This window comes from Capsulimonas sp., from assembly GCF_039929585.1.
Lineage (GTDB): Bacteria > Armatimonadota > Armatimonadia > Armatimonadales > Capsulimonadaceae > Capsulimonas.
In genome coordinates this window covers 1-22443 of the sequence record NZ_JBDSQY010000359.1, presented here as the reverse complement: position 1 = coordinate 22443, position 22443 = coordinate 1, and the positions used below count along the sequence as shown (strand labels likewise).

The window sequence follows — 22443 nt, the reverse complement described above, 5'->3', positions numbered from 1 at the left end:
GGGCCTTTCAAAAAACCGAAACGATTACTGGCGCGGCTGGGTCTTCAGCTTGGGCGCTGCTGATATTTCAGACATCAGCAGGGAAGCGTGAGAGGGGCCGCCGGTCGTCAGCTTTTTATCATTCGAATTTGTATCAAACTCTTGCGTGGCGGCTTTGCTGACAGTCGCCGCTAAGGTTCGGAACCGGCTCGCAAGCCTGTGGTTCATTGGCTTAGGGGCCGTGAAGCCGGAAATGGATTGAATGGATGTCAGATCGGAAGTCTTCGGAGCATTTTTGGATGAGATTGCGATTTGAGAAATCACTGAGGATCTCCCAGTCAGCGCACTGAGCGACTTGGCCTTAACTCGGCCGGGAGAGCTTTGAATCTCAGAGACCAGAGGCGCGAGGGAATGCGCCGGCGCGGCCGGCGCCGGCGCCGCGATCACACTAATGCTCACCGCCAGTATCGCCGGCGCCAGCGCCGCATGGATCATTTTCGTCATTGTCGTGTTCCTTCAATTTTTGGAAGTGATGAGCGAAGCGCCCCTGCGTCTTCGATGCTTTTATTATGTCAAGTCTTGTGGATGAGCGCCATGAACGCATTCACAGTGGCGCTGTGATTCTTTTCACAGCAGGCATTCTTTACGATGAAATCAGTGAAGTGTAGCAAATATAAGCTCCTCTGTCAAGAGAAAGTATGTCTATCGGCGCCGTTGCCAATCATCTCCAAGCATAAGATCGCGGCGTCCTCGATTGTGAGGGCGTTGCCCTGAGCAATCGCCTCTGCGAAATCCTTCTCAGAGAGGGCATTGTGCTGGGCAATCATCATGGCGTCATAGATCGCGCGGATCATGGGCGGCGACGGCGCGCCAAGTATCTCGCGGGCGCGCCGGGCGGCGGTCAGCATGCACACGGTTCGCGCGGCTTGGTTTTGAGCCGTCGCGAACTCCGCGTATACTTCCAGACACTCCACAATTCCTTCTTGGTCGGCGACAAGCTGCCTTAGCATTAAACTTTCGCGCAAACGAGAGCGAGCCGCCGCATATTCGCCAAGCCGAATCTCCACCTGGGACAGCCCGCAAAGAGAATTGGCCACCCCCCAATCGTCGCCGCGTTTTTGATCCAGCCGAAGACTTTCTTCATATCGGGTTCGGGCCTCTTCAAAGTCTTCCTGACGGAGAAGGATCCGCGCGAGATTACTGAGGGCCGCCGCGATCCCTTCCATATCGCCCTCGGCGCGCATGAATGTGAGGCTTTCCTCAACCAGCGGCCGGGCGGCGGAATAGTCGCCCATGTCGGCCGCGACATTCCCAAGGTTGTTCAGCATATCCGCGACTCCCTGCCCATCGGACAGACTGCGGCGCAGGGCCAAACTTTCTTCGAACTGGCCCCGGGCCGCGAGATAATCTCCCTGGCTCCAGGCAAGGCTGCCGGCGGCCGTGAGCGCCTTGGCGCGTTCTACCGGCCAGACCGCGTTGGAGTGTTCCGCCTGGCGAAGTGCGGTGCTGAGCCAGCCCCGACCTTCTTTCAAATAGCTGCGGATCGTCCAGAACCGCCAGAGCGACGATGACATCTGAAGACTGTCGCGTACATGGAATTGGCTCTGGCCGAACCAGGCAAGTGAGGAGCGCAAGTTGTCACACTCACTGTCCATCATGCGCAGCCATTCGGCTTGATTGTCGCCGAGAAGATGAGCTTCCGCTTCATGCGCCCATTGCAAAAACCATGATGCATGGCGCAGTGCAAGATCCACGCTTTCACCGGAAGCCGCTAATTTTTCTCGCGCGTATTCCCGCACTGTTTCCAGCATGCGATAACGCGCCGCGCCGTGACGCTCTTCGGCGAACGTTAACGATTTTTCCACGAGTTGGGCGAGAATATCTAGGATTTCGTCACGGTCTATCGCGTCGTCCGCACAGACCGCTTCGGCGGCGTCCAGAGTCCAGCCGCCAGAAAACACCGACAATCGCGTCAACAGAGTTTGCTCCTGAGCGGTCAGGAGATCGTAGCTCCAATCGATCATGGCGCGCAGGGTCTGCTGTCTCGGAATATCGGAGTCGCGCTGTCCGCCCGCAAGCAGTCGGAACCGGTCGCCGAGACGGGCCGAGATCTGCTCAGCGGAGAGCACGCGCACTCTGGCGGCCGCCAGTTCAATGGCGAACGGGTTACCGTCCAGCCGACGGCAAATGTCGAGAACGGCGTTCGCGTTATTGGCGGAAACGATAAATGAGGGATTGACGGCCGTGGCGCGCTCACAAAACAAACGCGACGCCTCGGAACGCATCGCGAGGTCAATCTCGTTCTGATCGCCAGAAGGTAAGCGCACAAGATCCGGCAGTTCCAGCGGGGGCACGACTTGAATATTCTCTCCACCTACGCCGAGCGCCGCACGGCTGGTCGCCAAGATCTTCAAATGTGGGCAGGACCGCAGCAGAACCTCCGAGAGATGAGCGCAGCTTTCCGCCAGATGCTCGCAATTATCGAGGAGTATCAGGATGGATCGCGGTCGGATGAAATCCACGAGAGATTCCTCAACCGTGCGTCCAGGCTGCTCCCGTACTCTCAATACCGAAGCAGTCGTCTGCGCCGTAAGTTTTGGATCGGCTGTTTCCGCCAATTCCACCAGCCAAACGCCGTGCTCAAAGCGTTCGATCTGATTGGCGGCGGTTTGCAGCGCCAGCCGGGTCTTGCCGCCTCCCCCCGCCCCCGTCAGCGTCAGCAAGCGCGCCGTCTTCAGTCGTTCCTCGATCGTCCTCAGCAGATCCTTGCGCCCGATAAAAGACGTAAGCTGCGCGGGAAGATTGTTGGGCATGGCGTCCAGCGATTTCAATGGGGGGAAATCTATCGGCAATTGGGCGTGGGTTAACTGAAAAACGTGTTCCGGCTCCCGCAAGTCCTTCAAATAGTGCGAGCCAAGATCAAGCAGACCGATCTGTTTGGGAAGGGAGTTTACGACGAGCGCTTGCGTCGCCAGCGACATCAGGACCTGTCCCCCCGAGCCGATCAGAAGACGCGCCACTCGATTGACGTTTGGCCCGAAATAATCGCCGTCGCGCTCCTCGGCAACGCCTGTATGCAGGGCCGCGCGCACTTGCAGCCGCAGATCTTGGCTGGGGGCGTTTCCCAGTTCTCGCTGAATGTCAATCGCCGCCGCGATAGCCGCAAGAGCAGACGAAAACGCGGCGCAAAATGCGTCGCCGACCGTCTTAAACACAAAGCCGCCGTGGCCCGTGATGATCCGCCGAAGCAGCGCGTCATGTCCGGCCAAAGCCGCCTGCATCTTCTCCTCGTGGATTTCCCAAAGCCCGGTACTGCCTTCGATGTCCGTGAACAGAAACGTGACATTTCCCTTTGGAGGGGAGAAACTATCCATCAATTTTTGGCTCTTTCCCAAAGCAGTCAGATCATCTGATTGTACCTCTCTATCGGTTGCTCGTAATATCAAAAACGTCCCCTTCCTCAATTGAAGAAGGGGACGTTTCTCTCACCATTTGTCTGAGATTGATTTCGGCAGCTTACTTGACAGCCACCAGCTCGATATCGAATACGAGGGTCGCATTGGCCGGGATCGCCGGGGTCGGCGAGTTCGCGCCGTAGGCGAGATTGCCGGGGATGACCAAGCGTCGCTTGCCACCGACGCGCATCGTGGGAACGCCTTCGTCCCAGCCCTTGATCACGCGCCCCACGCCAATCGGGAAATCGATCGGCTGGCCGCCATGGTCGTAGGACGAGTCGAACTTGGAGCCATCGAGCAGCGTGCCCGTGTACTGCACCGAGACCGTCTGGCCGATCTTCGGATGTGGCCCCTTCCCGACTTTGATATCATAATACCGCAGTCCGTCCGGCAGCTTCTTCAGCTTGACCTTTTTGCCTTTGATGGTCGTCGCATTCGGCACGGCGGAGGTGCTGGCGGCTAAGATCGTCGCCGACGAGACGGCCGGGAGCGAACCGGCGCCTCTTGCTTCATTCGCGCTCAGAAACCCAGCCGCAAGGGCCATCGCGACGACTGAGGTCGTGATGATCGGTAAACACTTCATTCTTTCGTCTTCTCCAGATCTCAATAGTAATAGAATGGTCAAATTCAGACCAGATCGAAGCGGTCGAGGTTCATTACCTTCGTCCAGGCGGCGACAAAGTCCTGCGCGAACTTTTCCTGCGAATCGTCGCATGCATAGACTTCGGCGATGGCTCTGAGTTCGGAGTTCGAACCGAAGATAAGATCGACGCGGGTCCCCGTCCACTGAACGGCGCCGGTGGCGCGGTCGCGGCCATCAAACACGTCGTTGGCGTCTGAAGCCGCGCTCCACTTCGTTCCCAGGTCGAGAAGGTTGACGAAATAATCGTTGGTGAGCGACTCCGGGCGCTGGGTGAAGACGCCATGCTGCGACGCATCAAAGTTCGTGTTGAGGACACGCAGACCGCCGACGAGCACCGTCAATTCGGGCGCGGTCAGCGTCAGCAGCTGCGCCTTATCGATCAGCAGTTCCTCGGCGGACGCCGTGTGTCTCGCATTGAAGTAGTTGCGGAACCCATCGGCGGCCGGTTCAAGCGCCGCGAACGATTCCACATCGGTCTGCTCTTGCGCGGCGTCGACGCGTCCGGGCGTGAACGGAACCTTAAGATCGTGACCGGCATTTTGAGCCGCCTTCTCAATGCCCACGCTTCCGCCAAGAACGATCAAGTCGGCGATCGAGACTTGTTTGCCGCTGGGCTGAGCGGCGTTGAACTCGCTTTGGATGCGCGTCAGGGTTTCAAGTACGCCAGCAAGCTGCGTGGGATTGTTGACTTCCCAATACTGCTGCGGGACAAGGCGGACACGAGCGCCGTTGGCGCCGCCGCGCTTGTCGGAGCCTCGGAATGTGGAGGCGGAGGCCCAGGCCGTCGAGACCAGCTGCCCCACGGACAGGCCGGAAGCGAGGATCTTGCTCTTGAGCGACTCGATATCCTGATTGTCAATGATTGGAGATGTGACGGCCGGGATAGGATCTTGCCAGATCAATACTTCCGCAGGCGCCTCAGAACCAAGATAGAGAGCGCGCGGCCCCATATCGCGGTGCGTCAGCTTGAACCAGGCGCGGGCGAAGGCGTCGGCGAATTGATCGGGATTCTCATGGAAACGCCGTGAAATCTTCTCATAGGCCGGATCAAATCGCAGAGCGAGGTCCGTGGTCAGCATTGTTGGCGCGTGCCGCTTTGCCGGATCGTGGGCGTCCGGCACGGTATCGGCGGCGGCGCCATCCTTCGGCTTCCACTGGTTGGCGCCAGCCGGGCTCTTTGTCAGCTCCCATTCGAAGCCGAACAGGTTGTCGAAAAAGTTGTTGCTCCACTGGGTCGGCGTCGTTGTCCACGCTCCCTCAAGACCGCTGGTAATGGTGTGGACTCCATTTCCACTGCCGAGGGTGTTGCGCCATCCGAGGCCCTGTTCTTCAATGCTCGCCAGCGCCGGCTCCGGACCAATGTGCTTGCTGGGATCGGCTGCGCCATGGGTTTTGCCGAAGCTGTGGCCGCCGGCAATCAGCGCAACGGTCTCTTCGTCATTCATGGCCATGCGGCCAAAGGTTTCGCGAATGTCGCGGGCGGAGGCAATCGGATCGGGATTTCCGTTGGGGCCTTCCGGGTTGACATAGATCAGGCCCATCTGAACGGCGGCGAGAGGGTTTTCGAGATCGCGATCGCCCGTGTGCCGTTTATCACCAAGCCACTCGGTTTCCGCTCCCCAGTAGACATCTTCTTCCGGCTCCCAAACATCTTCGCGTCCGCCAGCGAAGCCGAACGTTTGGAACCCCATGGACTCTAGCGCGCAGTTGCCGGCCAGGATCATCAAGTCCGCCCACGAAATCTTCTTGCCATATTTCTTCTTGATGGGCCAGAGGAGCAAACGCGCTTTGTCGAGATTGGCGTTGTCCGGCCAGCTATTCAGTGGCGCAAACCGCTGCGCGCCCGCGCCCGCGCCGCCGCGTCCATCAGTAATACGATATGTCCCCGCGCTGTGCCACGCCATGCGAATAAAGAAGGGCCCATAGTGACCGTAGTCGGCCGGCCACCAAGCCTGCGACGCAGTCATCAAAGCAAAGATGTCATTCTTCACGGCCGCCAGGTCGAGTTTCTGAAACTCTTCGGAGTAGTTGAAGGACTCGTCCATCGGATTCGAAAGGTGAGAGTTTTGGCGCAGAATGCTAAGCCTCAACCCATTGGGCCACCAATCGCGATTTCTCGTTCCCCCACCCGCCGTTTGATTCAGCACTCCGCCGGAAAACGGACATTTGCTTTCCCCATTGCTTTCCTCATGATTGAGGGCGGAAATAATATCCGTTTCAAGACCATCCACGTTTACGTCACTCATGTAAGCTACTCCCTTGGCTTTGAGATAAAGACTCTTGCTGACATTGGGGGCACAGGCCCCAGAAAATCACCTCCGCCTCCTGCACGACGAAGCCGTGATTGGAGGACGGCTCCAGGCATGGAGCTGCGCCGACAGCGCAGTCCACATCAGCCGTCAGACCGCAGACGCGGCAGACAATGTGATGGTGGTTATCCCCCACCCGCGCCTCATAGCGAGCCGGATGCCCCGAAGGCTGGATGCGCCGAATAAGCCCCACCCTCTCCAGGGCGTGCAGATTGTCGTACACCGCCTGGGTGGACAGCACGCCCAGCCGTTTGCGGGCAGCCTCCGCAATGGCCTCCGCATCCCGATGCGCCCCCTCGCCCTGGACCGACAAGAGCACGGCGAGACGCGGCGCAGTCACCCGCAGACCGACCCGGCGAAGGGCTTCGTGAATTGTAACCTCATCAAAAGACATGATCGCTATTGTAAACCATAACCTGGAATAAGTCAAGAATACGAATGATTAAATTTTGACTACTGGATATCAACCTGACCGAGCCGCTTCGTCCCAGGGTGTTTCTCACGCCGTTATAAGATATAATGCTATCAAGCATGTATGCACAAGGTAACAAGCCATGGCGGAAGACGCTGGAACCACCATCACCCTCGAAGAACGTTTCATGAACAATGAATGATGGCGCGACTGCTGTGAGTCACGACGCTGCTCTTGCGGCGATCATGCCCTGCAACCAATTTCGATAAATCGTGTCTGATTGTTATGAGCAACGCGCAAATTTTGCCAGAGAAAACAGCTGCAGGATGCATCAACAGCCGGACTAATGTTCTTATGCATATCAGTCCGGGGCTTAAGTTGGAGGTCTTTTCGCATTCCGCGCCTGTGGTGACATGCGAAGAGGCGGCGTTCTCTAAAAGTAGGTTGCTGGATGATGAGTTAAAAACGCTATTACTTTGGACGGATCGTGGATGGCTTATCGTCAATACGATCGGGTCGAAGAGGATTTCCCTGAGAGCTATCAAAAAATTTTATAAAGTAAAGCAGGCGAGATTAGCGTCTCCGGATGAAATTAACGAATTAAATTTGAAACGAGGCGCAGTATCAATGCTGCTGGAGCCAATATGGAGCCTGCCAACGATCACTGATCCCGATGTATTCAATCGAGAAAATATTTCAACGAATAATGGGACCCTGATGGGCTATTTTATTTTTAATCCGAGATTGCTTTTGAGCGCCCCGAGAATGACTGTCGCAAGTGTGGAATAGCCCATGGAAACAAAAAAAGAGATCTGCAATTTACTCCTCACCGGAACGGGCATAGTGATAGTCGGGTGCCTACTCCCACCGACTCAGCAGATCGGAGCATCCATCCTCTCAGGAGTTGGAAGTTCAATTATTGCCTCGGCGATTTGCTACTATCTAGTAAGCAAGCGTTTTGCTGGATTGAACTTAGCATTAGAGTACGAGGCGGTAATTCGCCAGTCTCCTTTTTTGCGAAAACATCAAAAAGTGATTATCTATCTCCGTGAGGACGAAACCGGGGCGATCAAGGTGTTTGCTGAGCATTCCTTCACACTGAAAAACACATTAGGACGCACTCAAAATAAATCCTTTAATATGTATACGGATCTTGGCGGGTGGAACATGGATGGCGGCTTTATATCTGTTCAAGAAAATGGAAAAACCACCCTTGAAGGAGAAGCGCTTAAGCGTTGCCTGGATAAAGTAAACAACAAAGAATATTTTCGCAAAGAATATAAAATGTCGGCTGAAGCAGAAATATCATTTCGTTTTACGACGTTCGGCTATTTTCGTAAACGAGATCGGTTGATATGGACGGTGCAAGATATTTCTGAAGGCTTCGATATCGAAGTACGTAACGAAACTAGTATGAAGGATGAAATCACATTTAAAATCAATCATCACGAGGAACGAGAAGCACGCAACTCTATTAGCAGAATGCTGGGACAGAACGAGTGTGAAGTCGTTCGCTTGACGATACCAAGCGCTATCTTCCCTTATCAAGGATTTGAGTTATCGTGGAACTTCGAGGAAAGCGCTCTGCCTGAGAGCGTGGAGAGTGGAATGTCACCATTGTCTGCTGAAGATGAAGCTTTAATAAGTGTTAATTGAGATGTATAGTTGAGCGCCGCCGGTGAACTATCATGATGGTTCGCCGACAGCGCTCGTCATTCTTCCCGTTACTCCCTGAGTTTAGTGTTCGTACGCTCCCATATCAATCGCCGTCCCCTGGACACGCGCGGCGCTGGCGTAATCGAGCGTGCCGACGACGGTGGAGCCGAGGTTGGTTCCTGTGTTTCGCGCCGGGGAGCCGGTGTTTGTGTTCAGGTTCGGCGTCGTGGTGCTCACGAACAGTGGATCGGCGTAGGTGGAATGGGCGTCCTGGCCGCTGGCTGTCTTCCAGGAGGCGAAGGTGTAGTTCCAGGTTGTTTGGTTGATCCACTGCCATTTCGCATTGGCGTCTCCACCGGTGGAATAGTACGTGTTGTAGTCGAATACGCCGACGGCGGCGCCATCGGTGGCAATGTCTTTGACGAAGACGTCCTGCGAGCCGGCGTAGATGATGTTGTTTTTGAAGACGCTGTTGGTGGTCCGCCAGCCGATCTGGATCTCGCCGCACCACCAGTTGTTGGTGTCATTTGCGTAAAGCGTGTTGTTCACGAATGTGCAGTGGTCCGTGCCGCCAGTGCCAGACGCCATGTAGCCGCCGATCTCGATGGCGGCGGTGGCGTTCTTGTAGATCAGGTTACTGCGCACCGTGACATAGCTGGTAACTTTCCCGACGGCTTCGGCCGACGCCGCGATACCGATATCGCAATTGTGGACAAGGTTTCGCTCCATGACGATGTTCGTACCGCCATCAACGTAAAGCCCCGAGCAGGTATTAGCGTTGTAATACGGATTCGCGAGAGTTGAGCAGTTATAGACCGTGTTGCCGACCACCGTGCCGTTGCGCGCCTGATCGACAAGTGTTGATGTTCCATACCCGCCCGCAAGGTCAATGCCGATGTTATTGTTGTCATGCACGAGGTTATTGGAGACCGTGAACGTGGTCACATTGCCGACAAGCGTGCAGGCTTCGCTCCAGCCCGTCTTCAGTGCGTTCAGTTCGTTCCCGTCGATCGTGATGTTGTCGATGTCGCCGGACGCACTGTTTCCGCGGATGAGGATGCCGTGCGCATTGCCGCCGCTGGCCGCCGTGTTCGTGATGTCGTGAATGTGGTTGCTGAGGATCTGAATGTAACTGGACGCTCCATCCACGATCACGCCGGCGGGACTTGAGACATTTGAGGTCGATACGCCGTTTCGGATGTCAAGCCCCATGATCTTGATGTAGCTGCGGTTCGAGATCTGGATCAGCCCATGGTCGTAGCTTGGGACCCAGCTGGCCCCATCGATAGCGGCGGCTTCGCCAGGGTAGTTGCGGAAGGTAATATACCCGCCCGCCGATGAGCCGGAGACGTTCACATCAAACGGTGCGTACGAGCCGGTGCGGAAGTAGACAGTAGCGCCGGCGCCGACCGTGTTGGCCGCCTTTTGGCCCGTGCGCCAGGGCGCCGAGATCGTGCCGGCGTTCGTGTCGCTGCCAGTAGTGGAAACGTAATAGCTTGCGGAGGCATACGTGACCACCGTCGGATCGAGCGTCGTCACCCAGCTCGCGTTGGCGCCCTCAAAGGCGATCCGCGCCGACGCCGGGGAGCCGATGGAACTCAGCGGAACCGAGAACTGGACAGTTCCTGCGACCGGAGCAGTCTGAGTCACCGTGCCGGCCGTAGAGGTCCAGCTCCATGTCCCGCCGTTCGCGGTGGAGTGATATAGTCCCGTGTCTTCAATCAAGTAGTCGGCGCCGACGCCAGCCACGGTGTACCCCGTGGCCGCGCTGCTGTCGGTATCTAAATACACGTGGAAGTGGGCGTAAGAGCCGGTGTACGTAGCTTTGTAGTAGAGGTTCGTGCCGTCGCTCCAGGCTGTCTCGCCGGAAAAGGCGGCGTGCGCGCTCTGCTGTAATCCCACAGATGAGACTAACACAAGCGCAGAGAACAGCGATAATCGCGAAAACTCACACGATTTATTACGGAACGACGTCGGTATTGCGAATGGTTTCATAAGGATCCTCCAATGCCCCGAGATGCGATATGGTCTTACACAGCGATGCAATCGTCTGCCTGGCGTCTCAAGACGCCAGGCGCCACCTCCATTTCACGCGCGATTTGTTTTAGTTTTTGCCGCCGGTTGTCGCAACACCCTGGACAAACGTCTTCTGTGTGAAGAAGAACAGGATCATTACCGGCAGCATGAAGATCGTCGAGTCGGCCATCAGTGACGCCCACTCGCTTCCATGGGAGCCAAGGAGCTGCTGCAATCCGTAGGCGAGCGTGTAGCGTGCGGGATTGTTGATGTAGAGCAGCGGTCCAAAGAAGTCGTTCCAGGTCGCCAAGAACTGGAACAAAGCGCAGGTGACCAATGCCGGGCGCGCCAGCGGCAGCATCACCTGCCAGAAAATGCGAAACTCTCCCGCCCCGTCCACGCGCGCCGCCTCCGCCAGCTCGGCGGGGAGGTTTCGGAAGAACTGCGTCAAGAGAAAGATGTAGAACGGGACGCCGCAGCAGGCCGGAACGATCAGGGGCAAATAAGTGCCGTACCAGTGGAGCCATCGGAAGAGAGCCACCGTCGGCACCATCGTCACTTGCGCCGGTATTGCAATTGTTGCGACCATGATGAGGAATAATACGGACTTCCCGCGAAACTGCTGCCGCGCGAAACCGTACGCAACGAGAGCGCTGGAAGCGACGGCGCCCGTGACGGTGCAGAAGCAGAGAAACAGTGTGTTCTTCAAATACATCGCGAACGGCACGGCGCGCAGCGCCTTGGGATAGTTCTGCCATTCGACCGGGTGCGGCAAGAGGCTGGCCCATGTGAGCGGACCGCCATGCGCGAAGATCTGCGCGTCCGGTTTCAGCGACGTCGAAATCATCCAGGCAAGCGGCATCAACGCTGGCGTGCACAAGAGTAAGAGCGCCACGTGCGCCAGAATGCTCTGAAATCGCGTCAAACGCCCAAACGACGCGCGCCGCTTCGCACGCTGCGCGGGTAAGGCGGCCGGCGCGGTCCGTGTTCCAATTGCATATGGCGCATCCGGCATCGCGCCGGGCGATTCACTGCTCATTGCCTTGCTCCATCTTCGCCCCAGCGATATTACTGATCATAGCCCAAATCCTTCCGGCGGCTGCGTTCCCGCCCCGTCTCAAGCTCAAGCTGCGCCAGCGCCTCCTTGGGCGTCACCGATCCACGCTCCGCCAGCTCATCCCTGCTCTGGATCCGATCCATCAGGAATTGCTGATACGGCACGGGCGGCGTGGTCACCAGGTTCGGGCTTGCCGCCAGCTGCACGAATGTGTGGTACTGCGGATACTTGTGCAGATAAGCCTGATAGGCGGGCGAGTTCGTCATCCGTGGCGACGACGGCAGCCAGCCAAACGAAGCGTTGAATGCGCCGGCGCGCTCCGGGTTGTCGATTCCCGCCCAGAACTTAATGAACTCCCAGGCGCCTTCCGAGTGCTTGGCGCCGGCGGGAATCGTCAGGTAGTCGATCGAGGCAAAACTCGCGAGCGGCTTGCCGCCGCGCGGCGGCGGCAGCGGCGCCACGCGGTACTCCATCTCGGGAGCGAACTGCGCGAGCTGCATGACGCGCCATTCGCCGTCGAGCGTCACCGTAAACGAACCATCAATGAACGGCCAGTCCGCCCCGTTGTTCTCGGACTTCAGGCCGGCGCTGAAGCGGCGGACGCGTTCCATCCCCAGCCGATTTCCGGTCTGTGTCAGATAGTCCAGCGCGCGCTTGTTCGCGGGAGTATCGAGCAGCACTCGATCGGCGCGCGGATCGTAAAACCCTCCGCCGAACGCAGGCGCGTAACGGGTCAATCCCTGGGGCAGAAAGCCGAGACGCGTGTAGCGCCCGTCCGTGTCGACCTGGTTCAGCCGATTCCCCGCGTCCGTCAACGCTTCTAACGTATCCGGAAAACGATCGGGATCTAAGCCCGCCTGCCGAAACTGGTCGGGCCGATAATAGCAAGCGTAGACATCGACCGCCAGCGGCAGGCCGTACAGATGGCCCTTGTACCAGCCGTTGTCATGGAACACGGGATACGTGTCATGCGAAAAGCGCTGCCGCTCGGCGGGCGTCATCTTTGTTTCCAGCGGCTCAAGCACCCCAGCCTGTCCCCAGGAGCCAATCGCCTGCGTCCACTGCGCCATCACATCCGGCGGATCGCCGCCGGCGGCCGACAGCAGGAATTTCGTATCAGCCTGCCCGTACGGGACCTGCACCGCGATGACCTCGTACTTGGTCTGACTGGCGTTAAATTCTGAGACGATGTGCTCCATCACCGGCAGCCACTGCGCACTCCACATATGCCAATAGTAGACCGGGATGCGCGGCTGGGCCTGCGGCGCCGCCGATACAGAGAGGAGCGCTGCCGATTTTTGCCCGCAGCCAGTGATTGCAGCTCCGAGAGCCAGAATGGCCGCTGCGCCCATCACGCCGGCTTTCGAAAGTTGGAATTTCATCGTTGTTCTTTGCTTATCCCTCATAGTGCACCCAGCGCCGCTGCGACCAGAACAGCAGGCCCGTGATGCTCATGATGATCAGAAACAGCACCCAGCCCATCGCGCTGGCGTATCCCATGTCCAGATAATGCCAGGCCCGCTCGAACAAGTAGAGCGCGTAGAAGTGCGTGCTGTCCTCCGGGCCGCCCTGGGTCATGATGAAGGCTTCGGTGAAGTACTGAAAGACGCCGATCACTCCCATAATCACATTGAAGAAGATCACCGGCGACAGCATCGGCAGCGTGACATGCCGCAGCCGCTGCCACGCCGTCGCGCCATCGATCAAGGCCGCCTCATAAAGATAGACCGGGATGTCCTTGAGCCCGGCCAGGTAAATGACCATGCTGCCGCCAACGGCCCAGAGCGACATCAAGACGAGGCTTGGAAGCGCCCACTGCGGGCTTTGCAGCCACTCCGGACCGGCAATACCGACGGCCCGCAGCAATCGGTTCACCAGGCCGATCTCCGGGTTGAGCAGCCATAAGAACACCACGGACGTGGCCACCGACGGCAGGATCGACGGGATGAAGAAGATCGTCCGGTAGAGGCTGATTCCGCGAATATCCAAATTGAGCAGCAGCGCGAGACCAACGCCGGCGATGACGCCCAGCGGAACGGCCAGCACGGCGAACTTCACCGTGACGCCCAGGGAAGTCCAGAACAGTGGGTCCCCGTGCGCCAGCGTGCGATAGTTGGCGCCGCCGACCCAAACCGGCGGGGTGACGATGTTATAGCGCGTAAACGAAAGCGCGATGCTGCTCAGGAACGGAAACGCGGTGAACATCAGGAATCCTAAGATCCAGGGGCTGATGAACGCATAACCGACTAATCCTTTCTTCATAGTTTCCTCGTCCTCCCGCTGCGCGCGGACCGCCGTTCATGATGCAATGCGGCGAAACCAGGGCAGGCGCCCAAGCGGGGCGTCCACAATTTGAACGCATGGGCCATGGATGACGCCGCCATCCTCTGCCCGCCACTGACCCGCCGGGAATGCGACACGGCGGCTGCGGGCGCCCTGCTCTGTGACGGGCGCCGCCAAAATCGCGTCGCCCAGCATAAATTGGTCCTGAACGCTTTCCAGACCGCCGTGTGGGAAGACATAGCTCATATGGCGCAGGATCGGCTCGCCCGTCAGCGCCGAATACTCGGCGAGAGCCAGGATCTCAGACGCAAAGCTCTGACGAATCCGTACGGCGTCGCGGCAATAACGCAGATGTTCGTCGTCGAGCACCCGCCAGGGCGCTAGAGAGAATTGGACAATCGGAAACAGCAGGGACGCCTGAAGCGTCCGGACGAACAGCTCCTGATCGACATGGAAATCGTCGCCGGTAAAGGACCCAATGTCCCCTCCCCCCACCATGTCCGGGCAGAGGAAGCCGTAGCCGGCGAGCCCCTGGGCGAGGCCGTTTGGAACGATATCCGTCAGACCGCCCGATCCCCAGGTATGCAGCCGGTCGCGCAGGCGCTGCACCAGCGGCTGGCCGGCGAGCTTCCAGCACGCGCGATACTCATTGAAGCGATAGTTCAGTCCGATCTCAGCCCACGCCTTGCAGTAACGCAGCGCATCCGTGGGCTCATGCATCACGTCTTCGGCGCGAACGTACTCGGGATCACCCGCATCAAACTTGAAGCCATCGATCCCGTACTCAGCCATCAAATGGTCCAAGCGGCGTTTGAGCCACTGGACGGCGGACGGATTCGTCAAATCGAGCATCGCGCTCTGCCCGTTCCACCAGGCGCGCACCACCGGCGACGACTGAGCGTCCAGCACAAGCAGATTTTTGCGCTCCAGTTCGCGATAAACGCCGCAGTCGGGGCTAACGAATGGGCTGACCCAGAGCATCACACGAAATCCCTCGTCGTGAAGCTGGCGGACCATCGCGCCTGGGTCCGGAAATCGACCGCTGTGAAAGCGCCAATCGCCGTGGTGCTCGAACCAGTTGTCGTCGATCATCAAAACGCCAGGCGGAAATCCGCATTCCTGAATGCCGCGCGCGTACTCCAGCACCTTCTCTTGGGTCGGCTCGTACTGCATCTCGATCCAGGAATTGTACTGCGGCGCCGTAAAGTTGAGCGCATCCGGCATCTGACCGCTCGGCGGAAAGAAGCGCCGGCAGGCGACTCGATACGCCCCCGCGAGATCGCCATGCCCTTCCTCAAAAACTAACTCTGAGCCGGCGCTGGCGACTGTCAGGCCGCCATCGCGTTCGTCGAACGTGAACTCCAGCGGCTCATCGCTCCAAACGAAACGGCCATGACTTGAGAGGAGCAGGGGCGTCGCCTGATTTCCCCGAATATTGGCGCTCATGTCACAGTGGTAGAATCGGTCGCGAAACGGCATCTGGACGCCATCCTCCACCACTCCGCCCCACCAGTATTCGTCCGGCCGCAGCGCGATCCGCCGCGCGTTCGTTCCGCTCGGCGATACCTCAGTATCTCTCAATTCGATCATTGTCATTCCGCTCAGCTCCTATCAATTGCAGCGCGAATTCAGAAGCCGGCGAATAAATTCGCCAGACTTGTTTTGCAGCGTTAAGGCACGCGAACGCTGGTAAGAACCGTCCACCCATTGTCGCTGGGCAGCGTGTTGGCGAACTTAACGCCCGGACGGCCGGTCATCGGATCGATCACGCCGATCCCCAGCCGATACGCGCCAGGCCGGACGTGCAGACTCTGTGCGGCGCTCAGAGTAAACTGGCCCGGCAGCCATTTGCGGATGTCCGTTTCCGTGGACAGCACCTGAACGGCGCGGTGTTTCGCATCGATCAAGGCGAGCCGCACGGGCCATCGGTAGTAGAACGGGGCCACGCCCTGGTTTTCCCCCGTGATGGCGACCCGCAGCGAGCCAGGTCCTTTTCCCTTCACCGAAGCCTGCACCGTGCGCAGCGAAAACTGGTATCCCATGCGCCGTACCATCGCCTGAGAGTTCGCAATAAATTGCGGCGATGTATCCGAGGCAATCGCAGGGCTGTATGGCCCCACCCACGTCATATGCACCTTTTCCACGGCGGCCATCGTGCGAGCGAAGTCGGCTCCGAGCCAGTGGTCGGCTTTTCCCGGCTCCATCTCGCCGCCGATCGGCGCGGCCTTCCAGTTGTCAGTCCGGCCGGCGCGCCCCATCTTCGGCAGGAACATCCAATCATCCGGCCCAGTCGTGTCCGAGGGGAACATATCGTCGTGGTATCCGAGCCAGGCTTGCTTTCCGGTGACACCGTCTGGGTAACGCGCCTGAAGATGCTTGTCTGGAAAGGCGCTCCGGTACGCATCGATAATTCGCTGCTGTGTGGCTGGCGCCGCGAACAACTCCACGCGCGGATAAGTATGCCATTCGCCCCAAAAACCCAGGGTCCCGACAGTCACAAACGCCACGCGGGGATTACGGTCGTAGCGCTTGCCAAGAGCCGCGATCAGACGCTCCAGGCCGGACACCAAAATCGGATCGTCGTAATCCGGCGACTGGCCACCGCCCTCTTCGGTGTATTTCCGCAGATGCACGCCCTTGGCGACAACCCAATCGGGCACGCCCGAGGGCAGACTGGGGTAGTCCAAATAAACACGAAAGACAACTCGCTTCCCAGCGGCGCTCGGGACGCTCCAGGCGCGCTTCTCCCAGGCGTCAAAATCATAGACACCTTCACGCGGCTCGAGTTCTTTCCACGAAACGTACTGGTAGACCATGGAGTACGGCTGACGGATCGGTCCGGCCGTCGTATAAGTGCACCAACCCTTCAAGGGGTTATCGAGTGGACCAGGACCAGGACTCAGGCGAACGGTTTGTCCTTGCCCCCGGCTCATAGGAACGAATCCGAGACAGACAGCCGCCAGTCCCAGCACGATCATCCGCGGCCAGTGTAACTTCATTCTTAATTGCTCCAGCTAGGAACCCGGATATAAAATCCGGGTCTGAGAAGCGAAGCGCTAACCGTCCGTGCCGGACGGACAAACTATGGACAATCGACCACAGATATTTGTTTGTCCGGCACGGACAATTAGTCGCGAAGCGACTTCACAGACCCGGTTTTTATAACCGGGGACGATCTCGGGATTACTGCAAGCTAAACGTTGCAGCGAGCGATCCGTCACTGCACTCGGTGCCTGCGGCCATGGTTCCCTCGCCGTTGGCGCTCTGCGCAAGCGCCGTGTTGCAATCCGCCGCCGTAGGATTGCTGATGCCCGCCGAGACGGCGGTCCCGCGCAGGAACTTCGCATGGCAGTCCGCCAGCAGGAAGTTGGATCCGTCGGTATGACGCCCGGTCGGCTTGTCGTAGGCGGCATGGTCCGCGTCAACAGAATTGCGCATGTAGCCAGTCTGCCACTTCAGAGTCGCCGGTGTGGCGTACCCGCCGGCGCCGCCAAGGTTCGTGGTGTCCGATCCCCAGGCGCGAACTCCGAAGCCCGCAGGCGAGGCGCCGTTGCTGCCGTCGCCGTAAGTGGTCTCGCCGCCGCCGCCAGCCGGACTCCAGGTATTGTCTCCGGGGTCGTAAGCATTGCCCTTCACCTCAGCAAGCAGCACCGTTTTGGATGGCGCGTTGTACTGGGCGACCGTGTAGCTGTCGACACCCTTGGTTTGGTCGCCAGATGGAATTGTGTTATTGCTATTATAGGCGTACGAGACAAACACCTGGTTACCGGTGCTGTCATCGGGACACTTGTAGACCTGTACGCTCTTGACATACGGGTAAATTTCGCCGGCCCATCCATTCCCGCCAGGCGCATAGATGTTGATCCCGTTTGGGTTCTTTTCATCATTGTCCTGACAGTACTGCGTAAACCCAAGTCCCAGCTGTTTCATGTTGGAAAGACAGCTGATCTGGCGAGCCTTCTCCCGAGCCTTGGCGAAGACAGGGAACAAAATTGCCGCAAGAATCGCGATAATCGCGATAACAACGAGTAATTCAATCAATGTGAAGCCGCGATTTGCATTCATCGTCCGTCGTGAAACGATATTATAATCTGACATTGCCCACCTCCGAAGTTTAGTATTCCAACAAGAAGAAACGTATACAAACTCTGCATTAGACGGAATATTCTATTCGCCTATCCCATTTCGGCTGGCCCTATCGGGCTTCAAATATTGCTCCCCTCCTTTCGGGTCAGCTACGGTTGTGTCGATGCGCGTACGACTAATTTCGGCTTGAGTATCCGCTGCTGCAATGGGCAATCGGGCTCTTCGATGCGCCGGGCCAGAAATTCCCAGGCGAGGGCGCACATCTCATCAATGGGCTGGCTGATGGTCGTGATCGGGCATGCAAGATAATCGCATTCTTCAATGCCGTCACATCCCACCAGCGCGATATCGTGTCCTACGGTGGCGCCGACGTCGCAGATCGCTCGGTAGGCCCCAAGGGCCACATCATCGTTATGGCAGAACAGCGCATCTGGTTTGTTCGCTGTATCCCGCAGATATTCCGAGGAGGCTTTTCGCACCGACGCGAGCGACAGGTCGGGCAGCCAGATGAAGCGCGTTTCCAAACCGGCCTCGCGCATGGTCTTCTCGTAGGCGGCCATGCGAGTGTCCGCAGGCCAGTGCTTATTGGGCTGAGGCGTGATATAGACGATATTACGGCGGCCAGATTCGATGAGATGCGTAATGGCGTCCACTGTTCCGGCGTAAAGGTCCACGCCGACGCAGTCTCGCTCCTCAGTCCAGTATCCACCCATGCTGACAAACGGAATGGACGCCGACGGGTTGAGCCGCGAAAACGCGGGGCCGGCCGTATCCGTATCCAAAACGATAATGCCGTCCACCGGAAGATGGAATGACCTTGAGGTATTGGGGGCCGTGTTTAGCTCCTGCTCGATATCACGAATAATGATCTCGAAACCCGATCCGGCCATTTGCTGCTTCATCCGGTGCAGTACATGCGCCCGATGCTGCGAATAGTCAAAGCACATCCAGAACGCAATGCTGCTGAACCGCCCCGTGACCAAAGCCCGCGCGGTATTGTTGGGTCGATACCCAATCTCTTCCGCCGCAGCGAGCACACGAACGCGCGTCTCTTCACGAATGCTCGCCAGGCTGCTGCCATTGAGCACGTTGGAAACCGTCCAGCCGGAAACACCGGCGGCTCGTGCAACATCATCTCGGGTGGGGCGCTTCTTCAATAACATTGAGTGTCCTAAATATACAACAGCCGCTGAGTCTTGCAGTTGCGAGGCTGTTAACTACACGTGTTGGCTACACGCGTTGGTTACGAAGCCATTCTATCAGGACTTCTCATATTTGTCAACAGAAATTTGAAAAATAGTTTTGGCTTTTTTGCGTTGGCCCCTGATAACATGCGATGAATCGTTCATAGTCGCTGTCGAGATCAATAGATTCCATACGCATGGCGGATCGTCCATGGTATCGAAATCCGTCCGTCCGCTATAATAGCGGCGGCGCCACGAGCCCCGAGACGATGCGCCTGAGTTGAAAGGATGCAGAGAGAATGACAGTCAAGAACCCTGGACGCCGATCTTTTTGCGCTGCCTGCTTTACGTCTCTGGTGACAATCACTCTCATCACTGATAGCCCCTCTCGATCGGCGATCGCCGCCGGGGCTCCTCTCTCACCCCAGAAACCAATCGCGAAACAGTTATATCTCCCCGACGAAATCTGGAACGTGCCGAAAGGCAACGATTTCACGGACAATCACAGTGAATATAGTAACGCGCGAAAAGCGGAGTCGCCGAACTTTGCGTTATTCTGGGCGAAGGAATATGGGAGCGATCCATCCATCAATCCAGACACGACCAAGCGCTTCCGGGCGGAGGAGATCCTGCGGGAGTGCGAGAGATTTTACGACTGCTATGTCAATCGATTGAAGTTCGTCAAGAGTGGGCATTCGGTCGCGGACAAGTACAAGATCCTCATTATCGTCTTCGGCGGCGATGACGGAACCGCCTACGGCGGGTCGGAGGGTTCCGTGGGGACACTGTTTGCCCCAGCCGTTCGCATCAGCCGCCCGCCCTACGGCGCCGCAGCGCATGAACTGGGGCATACGTTTCAGTCCTTTGTGCATGCCGACGGGGCGCCGGGATTCGGGAATACATCGCACGCCATCTTCGAGATGACATCGCAGTATATGCTCTGGCAGGTCTATCCCGAATGGATGACATTCGAAAACTACCACCTGGTCAACTACTTAAAGAATACGCATCTCGCGTTTCTGCATGACGCGAACCAGTATTGCTCACCCTACGTCCTGGAGTACTGGTCCAACCGACACGGCGTGGATTTCGTTGGGCAGCTTTGGCGTGAGGCGCAGGCCGGGGAAGATCCTGTGATGGCCTACAAGCGTCTGACGGGTCTCAGCCAATCGAAATTCAACGACGAGATGTTCGATGCGGCGCGCCGCTTCATCACCTGGGACCTAAAGCGGATCGAAAAAGTGGCTCATTCCTACGCCAACCAGCATCGCAGCACTCTCACCCAAGTGGATGACGGCTGGTATCGCATTGCGGAAAGCAACTGCCCCCAGAACTACGGCTACAACGGCATCCGCCTGAAAGTCCCCGTCGCCGGAACGCAGGTTACCCTGGACTTCAAGGGAATCGCCGGCGCGTCGGGATTCCGAGCCATTCACGCCGAACGAGCGGGCTGGCGGTATGGGTTCCTGGCCGTGAAGCAGGATGGGCGCCGGGTGTACGGTCCAACGTTCTCCGCTGATGGCGCGAGCCATTTCGTCGTACCCGCCAATACGGCGTTCCTCTGGCTGGTGGTCAGCGGCGCGCCGACAGAGCACTGGCCGCACGTGTCGGACCGAGGCGGCGAGACCGACGAGCAATGGCCCTACCAGATTCATCTGACCGGCACATCTCCCAAGGCGGCGATGATCGTCGGCTGATCATGGGACGCTTCTCAATGGAATCGGTTGACAGCGAGCCAGGGATCAATAATCTCCATATTTTGAGCGGAAATCTCATGGGCGGCGCCTCAGATTTCTGATATCATGGGTAACTACAACAGTGGCGACAGGAGTTCTCAATGATTTCTCGTTCCGTCAGTCAAACGGTCATGCTGGCCTGTATGGGCGCGGCGTTCGGCGCGGTAAGCGCGCGGGCCGCGGAGCCGCAACCCGGAAAGCTCACCGTGCAGATCGACCAGCCGGGAGTGGCGATCAGCCCCATGCTCTACGGCATGATGACGGAGGAGATCAATCACTCCTATGACGGCGGCCTTTATGGCGAGCTGATCCAGAACCGTAACTTCAAGAATGACCCTGCGAACCCCGTTCATTGGTCTCTCGTTCAGGATGGCGGCGCGTCGGGAACAATGGCGCTGGACACAGACAAGCCGGTCAGCGGCGCCCTCTCGACAAGTCTGAAGCTGGCGGTTACTCAAACCGGCGGACGCGTCGGCGCGGCGAACGAAGGTTACTGGGGTATTCCGGTTCAGCCGAATACAAAATATCAGGCGTCGTTCTACGCCAGGTCGTCCGACACATTCACCGGCCCTTTGACGCTCGGCATCGAAAGCAATGACGGTGCGCATGTCTATGCTCAGGCGCGGATTGATAAGATCGCCAGCGGCTGGCGCAAGTACAATGTGACACTCGCCACCGGTAAGCTCACCCCGTCGATAGCGAACCGCTTCGTTATCTCGGCGAATACGCCGGGAACCGTGTGGCTCAGCCAGGTCTCCCTGTTTCCCCCGACTTATAAAAACCGCGCCAACGGAAATCGCGTTGACTTGATGCAGAAAATGGACGCCATGAACGCGGCCTTCCTGCGCCTCCCCGGCGGCAACTATTTGGAAGGCAACGCCATTGCTGAGCGCTTCGACTGGAAGCAGGCGATCCATGGCGTGGACGACCGTCCCGGCCATCAAGGCCCCTGGGGCTATCGATCCACGGACGGCCTTGGCCTGCTGGAGTTTTTCGAATGGTGCGAGGATCTCAAAGTCGAACCGATCCTTGCCGTCTACGCCGGCTATTCCCTGCCGCCCAAGAATGAGAAGATCGATCCCGGACCTGGCCTGGAGCCGTACGTTCAGGATGCGCTCGATGAGATCGAGTACGCGACGGGCGACATCGACACCAAATGGGGCGCCGCGCGCGCGGCGGACGGCCACCCAAAACCGTTCAAAATTGAATATGTGGAGATTGGGAACGAAGACTGGTTCGATCCTTCGGGCAGTTACGACGGCCGCTTCGCTCAGTTCTTCGACGCGATCCGCGCAAAATATCCCGAACTGAAATTAATCGCCACCATGCCGGTCCGCAGCCGTAAGGCTGATTTGAACGACGAGCATTTTTATCGCAGTCCCTCGGAAATGGCGAAGGACGCGAAGCATTACGACTCCTACAGCCGTACGGGTCCAAAAGTCTTTGTGGGAGAATGGGCGTCGATCGAGGGATCGCCGACACCGACGATGAACGCCGCACTGGGCGACGCCGCCTGGCTGACGGGTCTGGAACGTAACTCCGACATCGTCCCAATTTCCTGCTACGCGCCCATGCTGGTGAACGTCAACCCCGGCGCCTCCCAGTGGGGCACGAACCTGATCGGTTA

17 protein-coding genes are annotated in these 22443 nt (G+C 58.1%); 4 read left to right on the top strand and 13 right to left on the bottom strand.

Translation table 11 applies throughout. The features are described 5' to 3' along the window. Nucleotides 1-24: 24 nt before the first annotated feature. From ABIZ35_RS27800 to ABIZ35_RS27780, 5 genes are all read right to left on the bottom strand, one after another. A complete protein-coding gene (locus tag ABIZ35_RS27800; RefSeq protein WP_348223202.1) occupies nucleotides 25-483 on the bottom strand; it encodes a hypothetical protein in 459 nt (152 codons plus the stop codon). Nucleotides 484-665: 182 nt separating this feature from the next. Then, entirely contained in the window at nucleotides 666-3353 is a 2688-nt protein-coding gene (locus ABIZ35_RS27795; RefSeq protein WP_348223201.1) for a tetratricopeptide repeat protein, read from the bottom strand. Nucleotides 3354-3495: 142 nt separating this feature from the next. After that, nucleotides 3496-4017: an FKBP-type peptidyl-prolyl cis-trans isomerase gene (locus tag ABIZ35_RS27790; RefSeq protein ID WP_348223200.1), complete on the bottom strand. Its 522-nt coding sequence runs from the start codon at nucleotides 4015-4017 to the stop codon at nucleotides 3496-3498. Between the two features lie 44 nt (nucleotides 4018-4061). Continuing rightward, entirely contained in the window at nucleotides 4062-6323 is a 2262-nt protein-coding gene (gene katG, locus ABIZ35_RS27785) for a catalase/peroxidase HPI (RefSeq protein WP_348223199.1), read from the bottom strand. Further along, nucleotides 6316-6780: a Fur family transcriptional regulator gene (locus ABIZ35_RS27780; protein ID WP_348223198.1), complete on the bottom strand. Its 465-nt coding sequence runs from the start codon at nucleotides 6778-6780 to the stop codon at nucleotides 6316-6318. Before ABIZ35_RS27780 ends, katG begins: the two co-directional genes overlap by 8 nt. Before the next feature lie 303 nt (nucleotides 6781-7083). Between ABIZ35_RS27780 and ABIZ35_RS27775 the strand changes: the two genes are divergently transcribed. Together ABIZ35_RS27775 and ABIZ35_RS27770 are read left to right on the top strand one after the other, a co-directional pair. Continuing rightward, nucleotides 7084-7587 carry a YbaK/EbsC family protein gene (locus tag ABIZ35_RS27775; RefSeq protein ID WP_348223197.1) on the top strand — a complete coding sequence of 168 codons (504 nt, stop codon included), beginning with the start codon at nucleotides 7084-7086 and terminating at the stop codon, nucleotides 7585-7587. A gap of 3 nt (nucleotides 7588-7590) precedes the next feature. Beyond that, nucleotides 7591-8454: a hypothetical protein gene (locus tag ABIZ35_RS27770; protein ID WP_348223196.1), complete on the top strand. Its 864-nt coding sequence runs from the start codon at nucleotides 7591-7593 to the stop codon at nucleotides 8452-8454. 81 nt (nucleotides 8455-8535) lie between these two features. Here the strand turns inward: ABIZ35_RS27770 and ABIZ35_RS27765 are convergent, their stop codons facing one another. The 8 genes from ABIZ35_RS27765 to ABIZ35_RS27730 all read right to left on the bottom strand — a co-directional run bounded on the left by ABIZ35_RS27765 (nucleotide 8536) and on the right by ABIZ35_RS27730 (nucleotide 19059). After that, nucleotides 8536-10449 carry a right-handed parallel beta-helix repeat-containing protein gene (locus tag ABIZ35_RS27765; RefSeq protein WP_348223195.1) on the bottom strand — a complete coding sequence of 638 codons (1914 nt, stop codon included), beginning with the start codon at nucleotides 10447-10449 and terminating at the stop codon, nucleotides 8536-8538. 109 nt (nucleotides 10450-10558) lie between these two features. Further along, nucleotides 10559-11509, bottom strand: coding sequence for a carbohydrate ABC transporter permease (locus ABIZ35_RS27760; protein WP_348223194.1), 951 nt, complete (start codon nucleotides 11507-11509; stop codon nucleotides 10559-10561). 29 nt (nucleotides 11510-11538) lie between these two features. Next, nucleotides 11539-12909: an ABC transporter substrate-binding protein gene (locus ABIZ35_RS27755; RefSeq protein WP_348223193.1), complete on the bottom strand. Its 1371-nt coding sequence runs from the start codon at nucleotides 12907-12909 to the stop codon at nucleotides 11539-11541. 13 nt (nucleotides 12910-12922) lie between these two features. Further along, nucleotides 12923-13789 (bottom strand): sugar ABC transporter permease, encoded by an 867-nt coding sequence (locus tag ABIZ35_RS27750; protein WP_348223192.1) that lies wholly within the window; start codon nucleotides 13787-13789, stop codon nucleotides 12923-12925. Nucleotides 13790-13825: 36 nt separating this feature from the next. Then, complete coding sequence (locus ABIZ35_RS27745; protein WP_348223191.1) at nucleotides 13826-15406, bottom strand: glycoside hydrolase family 31 protein; 1581 nt, start codon at nucleotides 15404-15406, stop codon at nucleotides 13826-13828. A 74-nt stretch (nucleotides 15407-15480) separates the two neighbouring features. Next, complete coding sequence (locus ABIZ35_RS27740) at nucleotides 15481-16809, bottom strand: DUF4832 domain-containing protein (RefSeq protein ID WP_348223190.1); 1329 nt, start codon at nucleotides 16807-16809, stop codon at nucleotides 15481-15483. Nucleotides 16810-16993: 184 nt separating this feature from the next. Then, nucleotides 16994-17908, bottom strand: a complete 915-nt coding sequence (locus tag ABIZ35_RS27735) for a DUF1559 domain-containing protein (protein ID WP_348223189.1) — start codon at nucleotides 17906-17908, stop codon at nucleotides 16994-16996. A gap of 137 nt (nucleotides 17909-18045) precedes the next feature. After that, on the bottom strand, nucleotides 18046-19059 hold the full coding sequence (locus ABIZ35_RS27730) for a LacI family DNA-binding transcriptional regulator (RefSeq protein ID WP_348223188.1): 1014 nt from the start codon (nucleotides 19057-19059) through the stop codon (nucleotides 18046-18048). A gap of 320 nt (nucleotides 19060-19379) precedes the next feature. Between ABIZ35_RS27730 and ABIZ35_RS27725 the strand changes: the two genes are divergently transcribed. Next, nucleotides 19380-20777 (top strand): DUF6055 domain-containing protein, encoded by a 1398-nt coding sequence (locus tag ABIZ35_RS27725; RefSeq protein ID WP_348223187.1) that lies wholly within the window; start codon nucleotides 19380-19382, stop codon nucleotides 20775-20777. Nucleotides 20778-20917: 140 nt separating this feature from the next. Next, on the top strand, nucleotides 20918-22443 hold a 1526-nt coding region (locus ABIZ35_RS27720; protein ID WP_348223186.1), incomplete at its 3' end, for an alpha-L-arabinofuranosidase C-terminal domain-containing protein.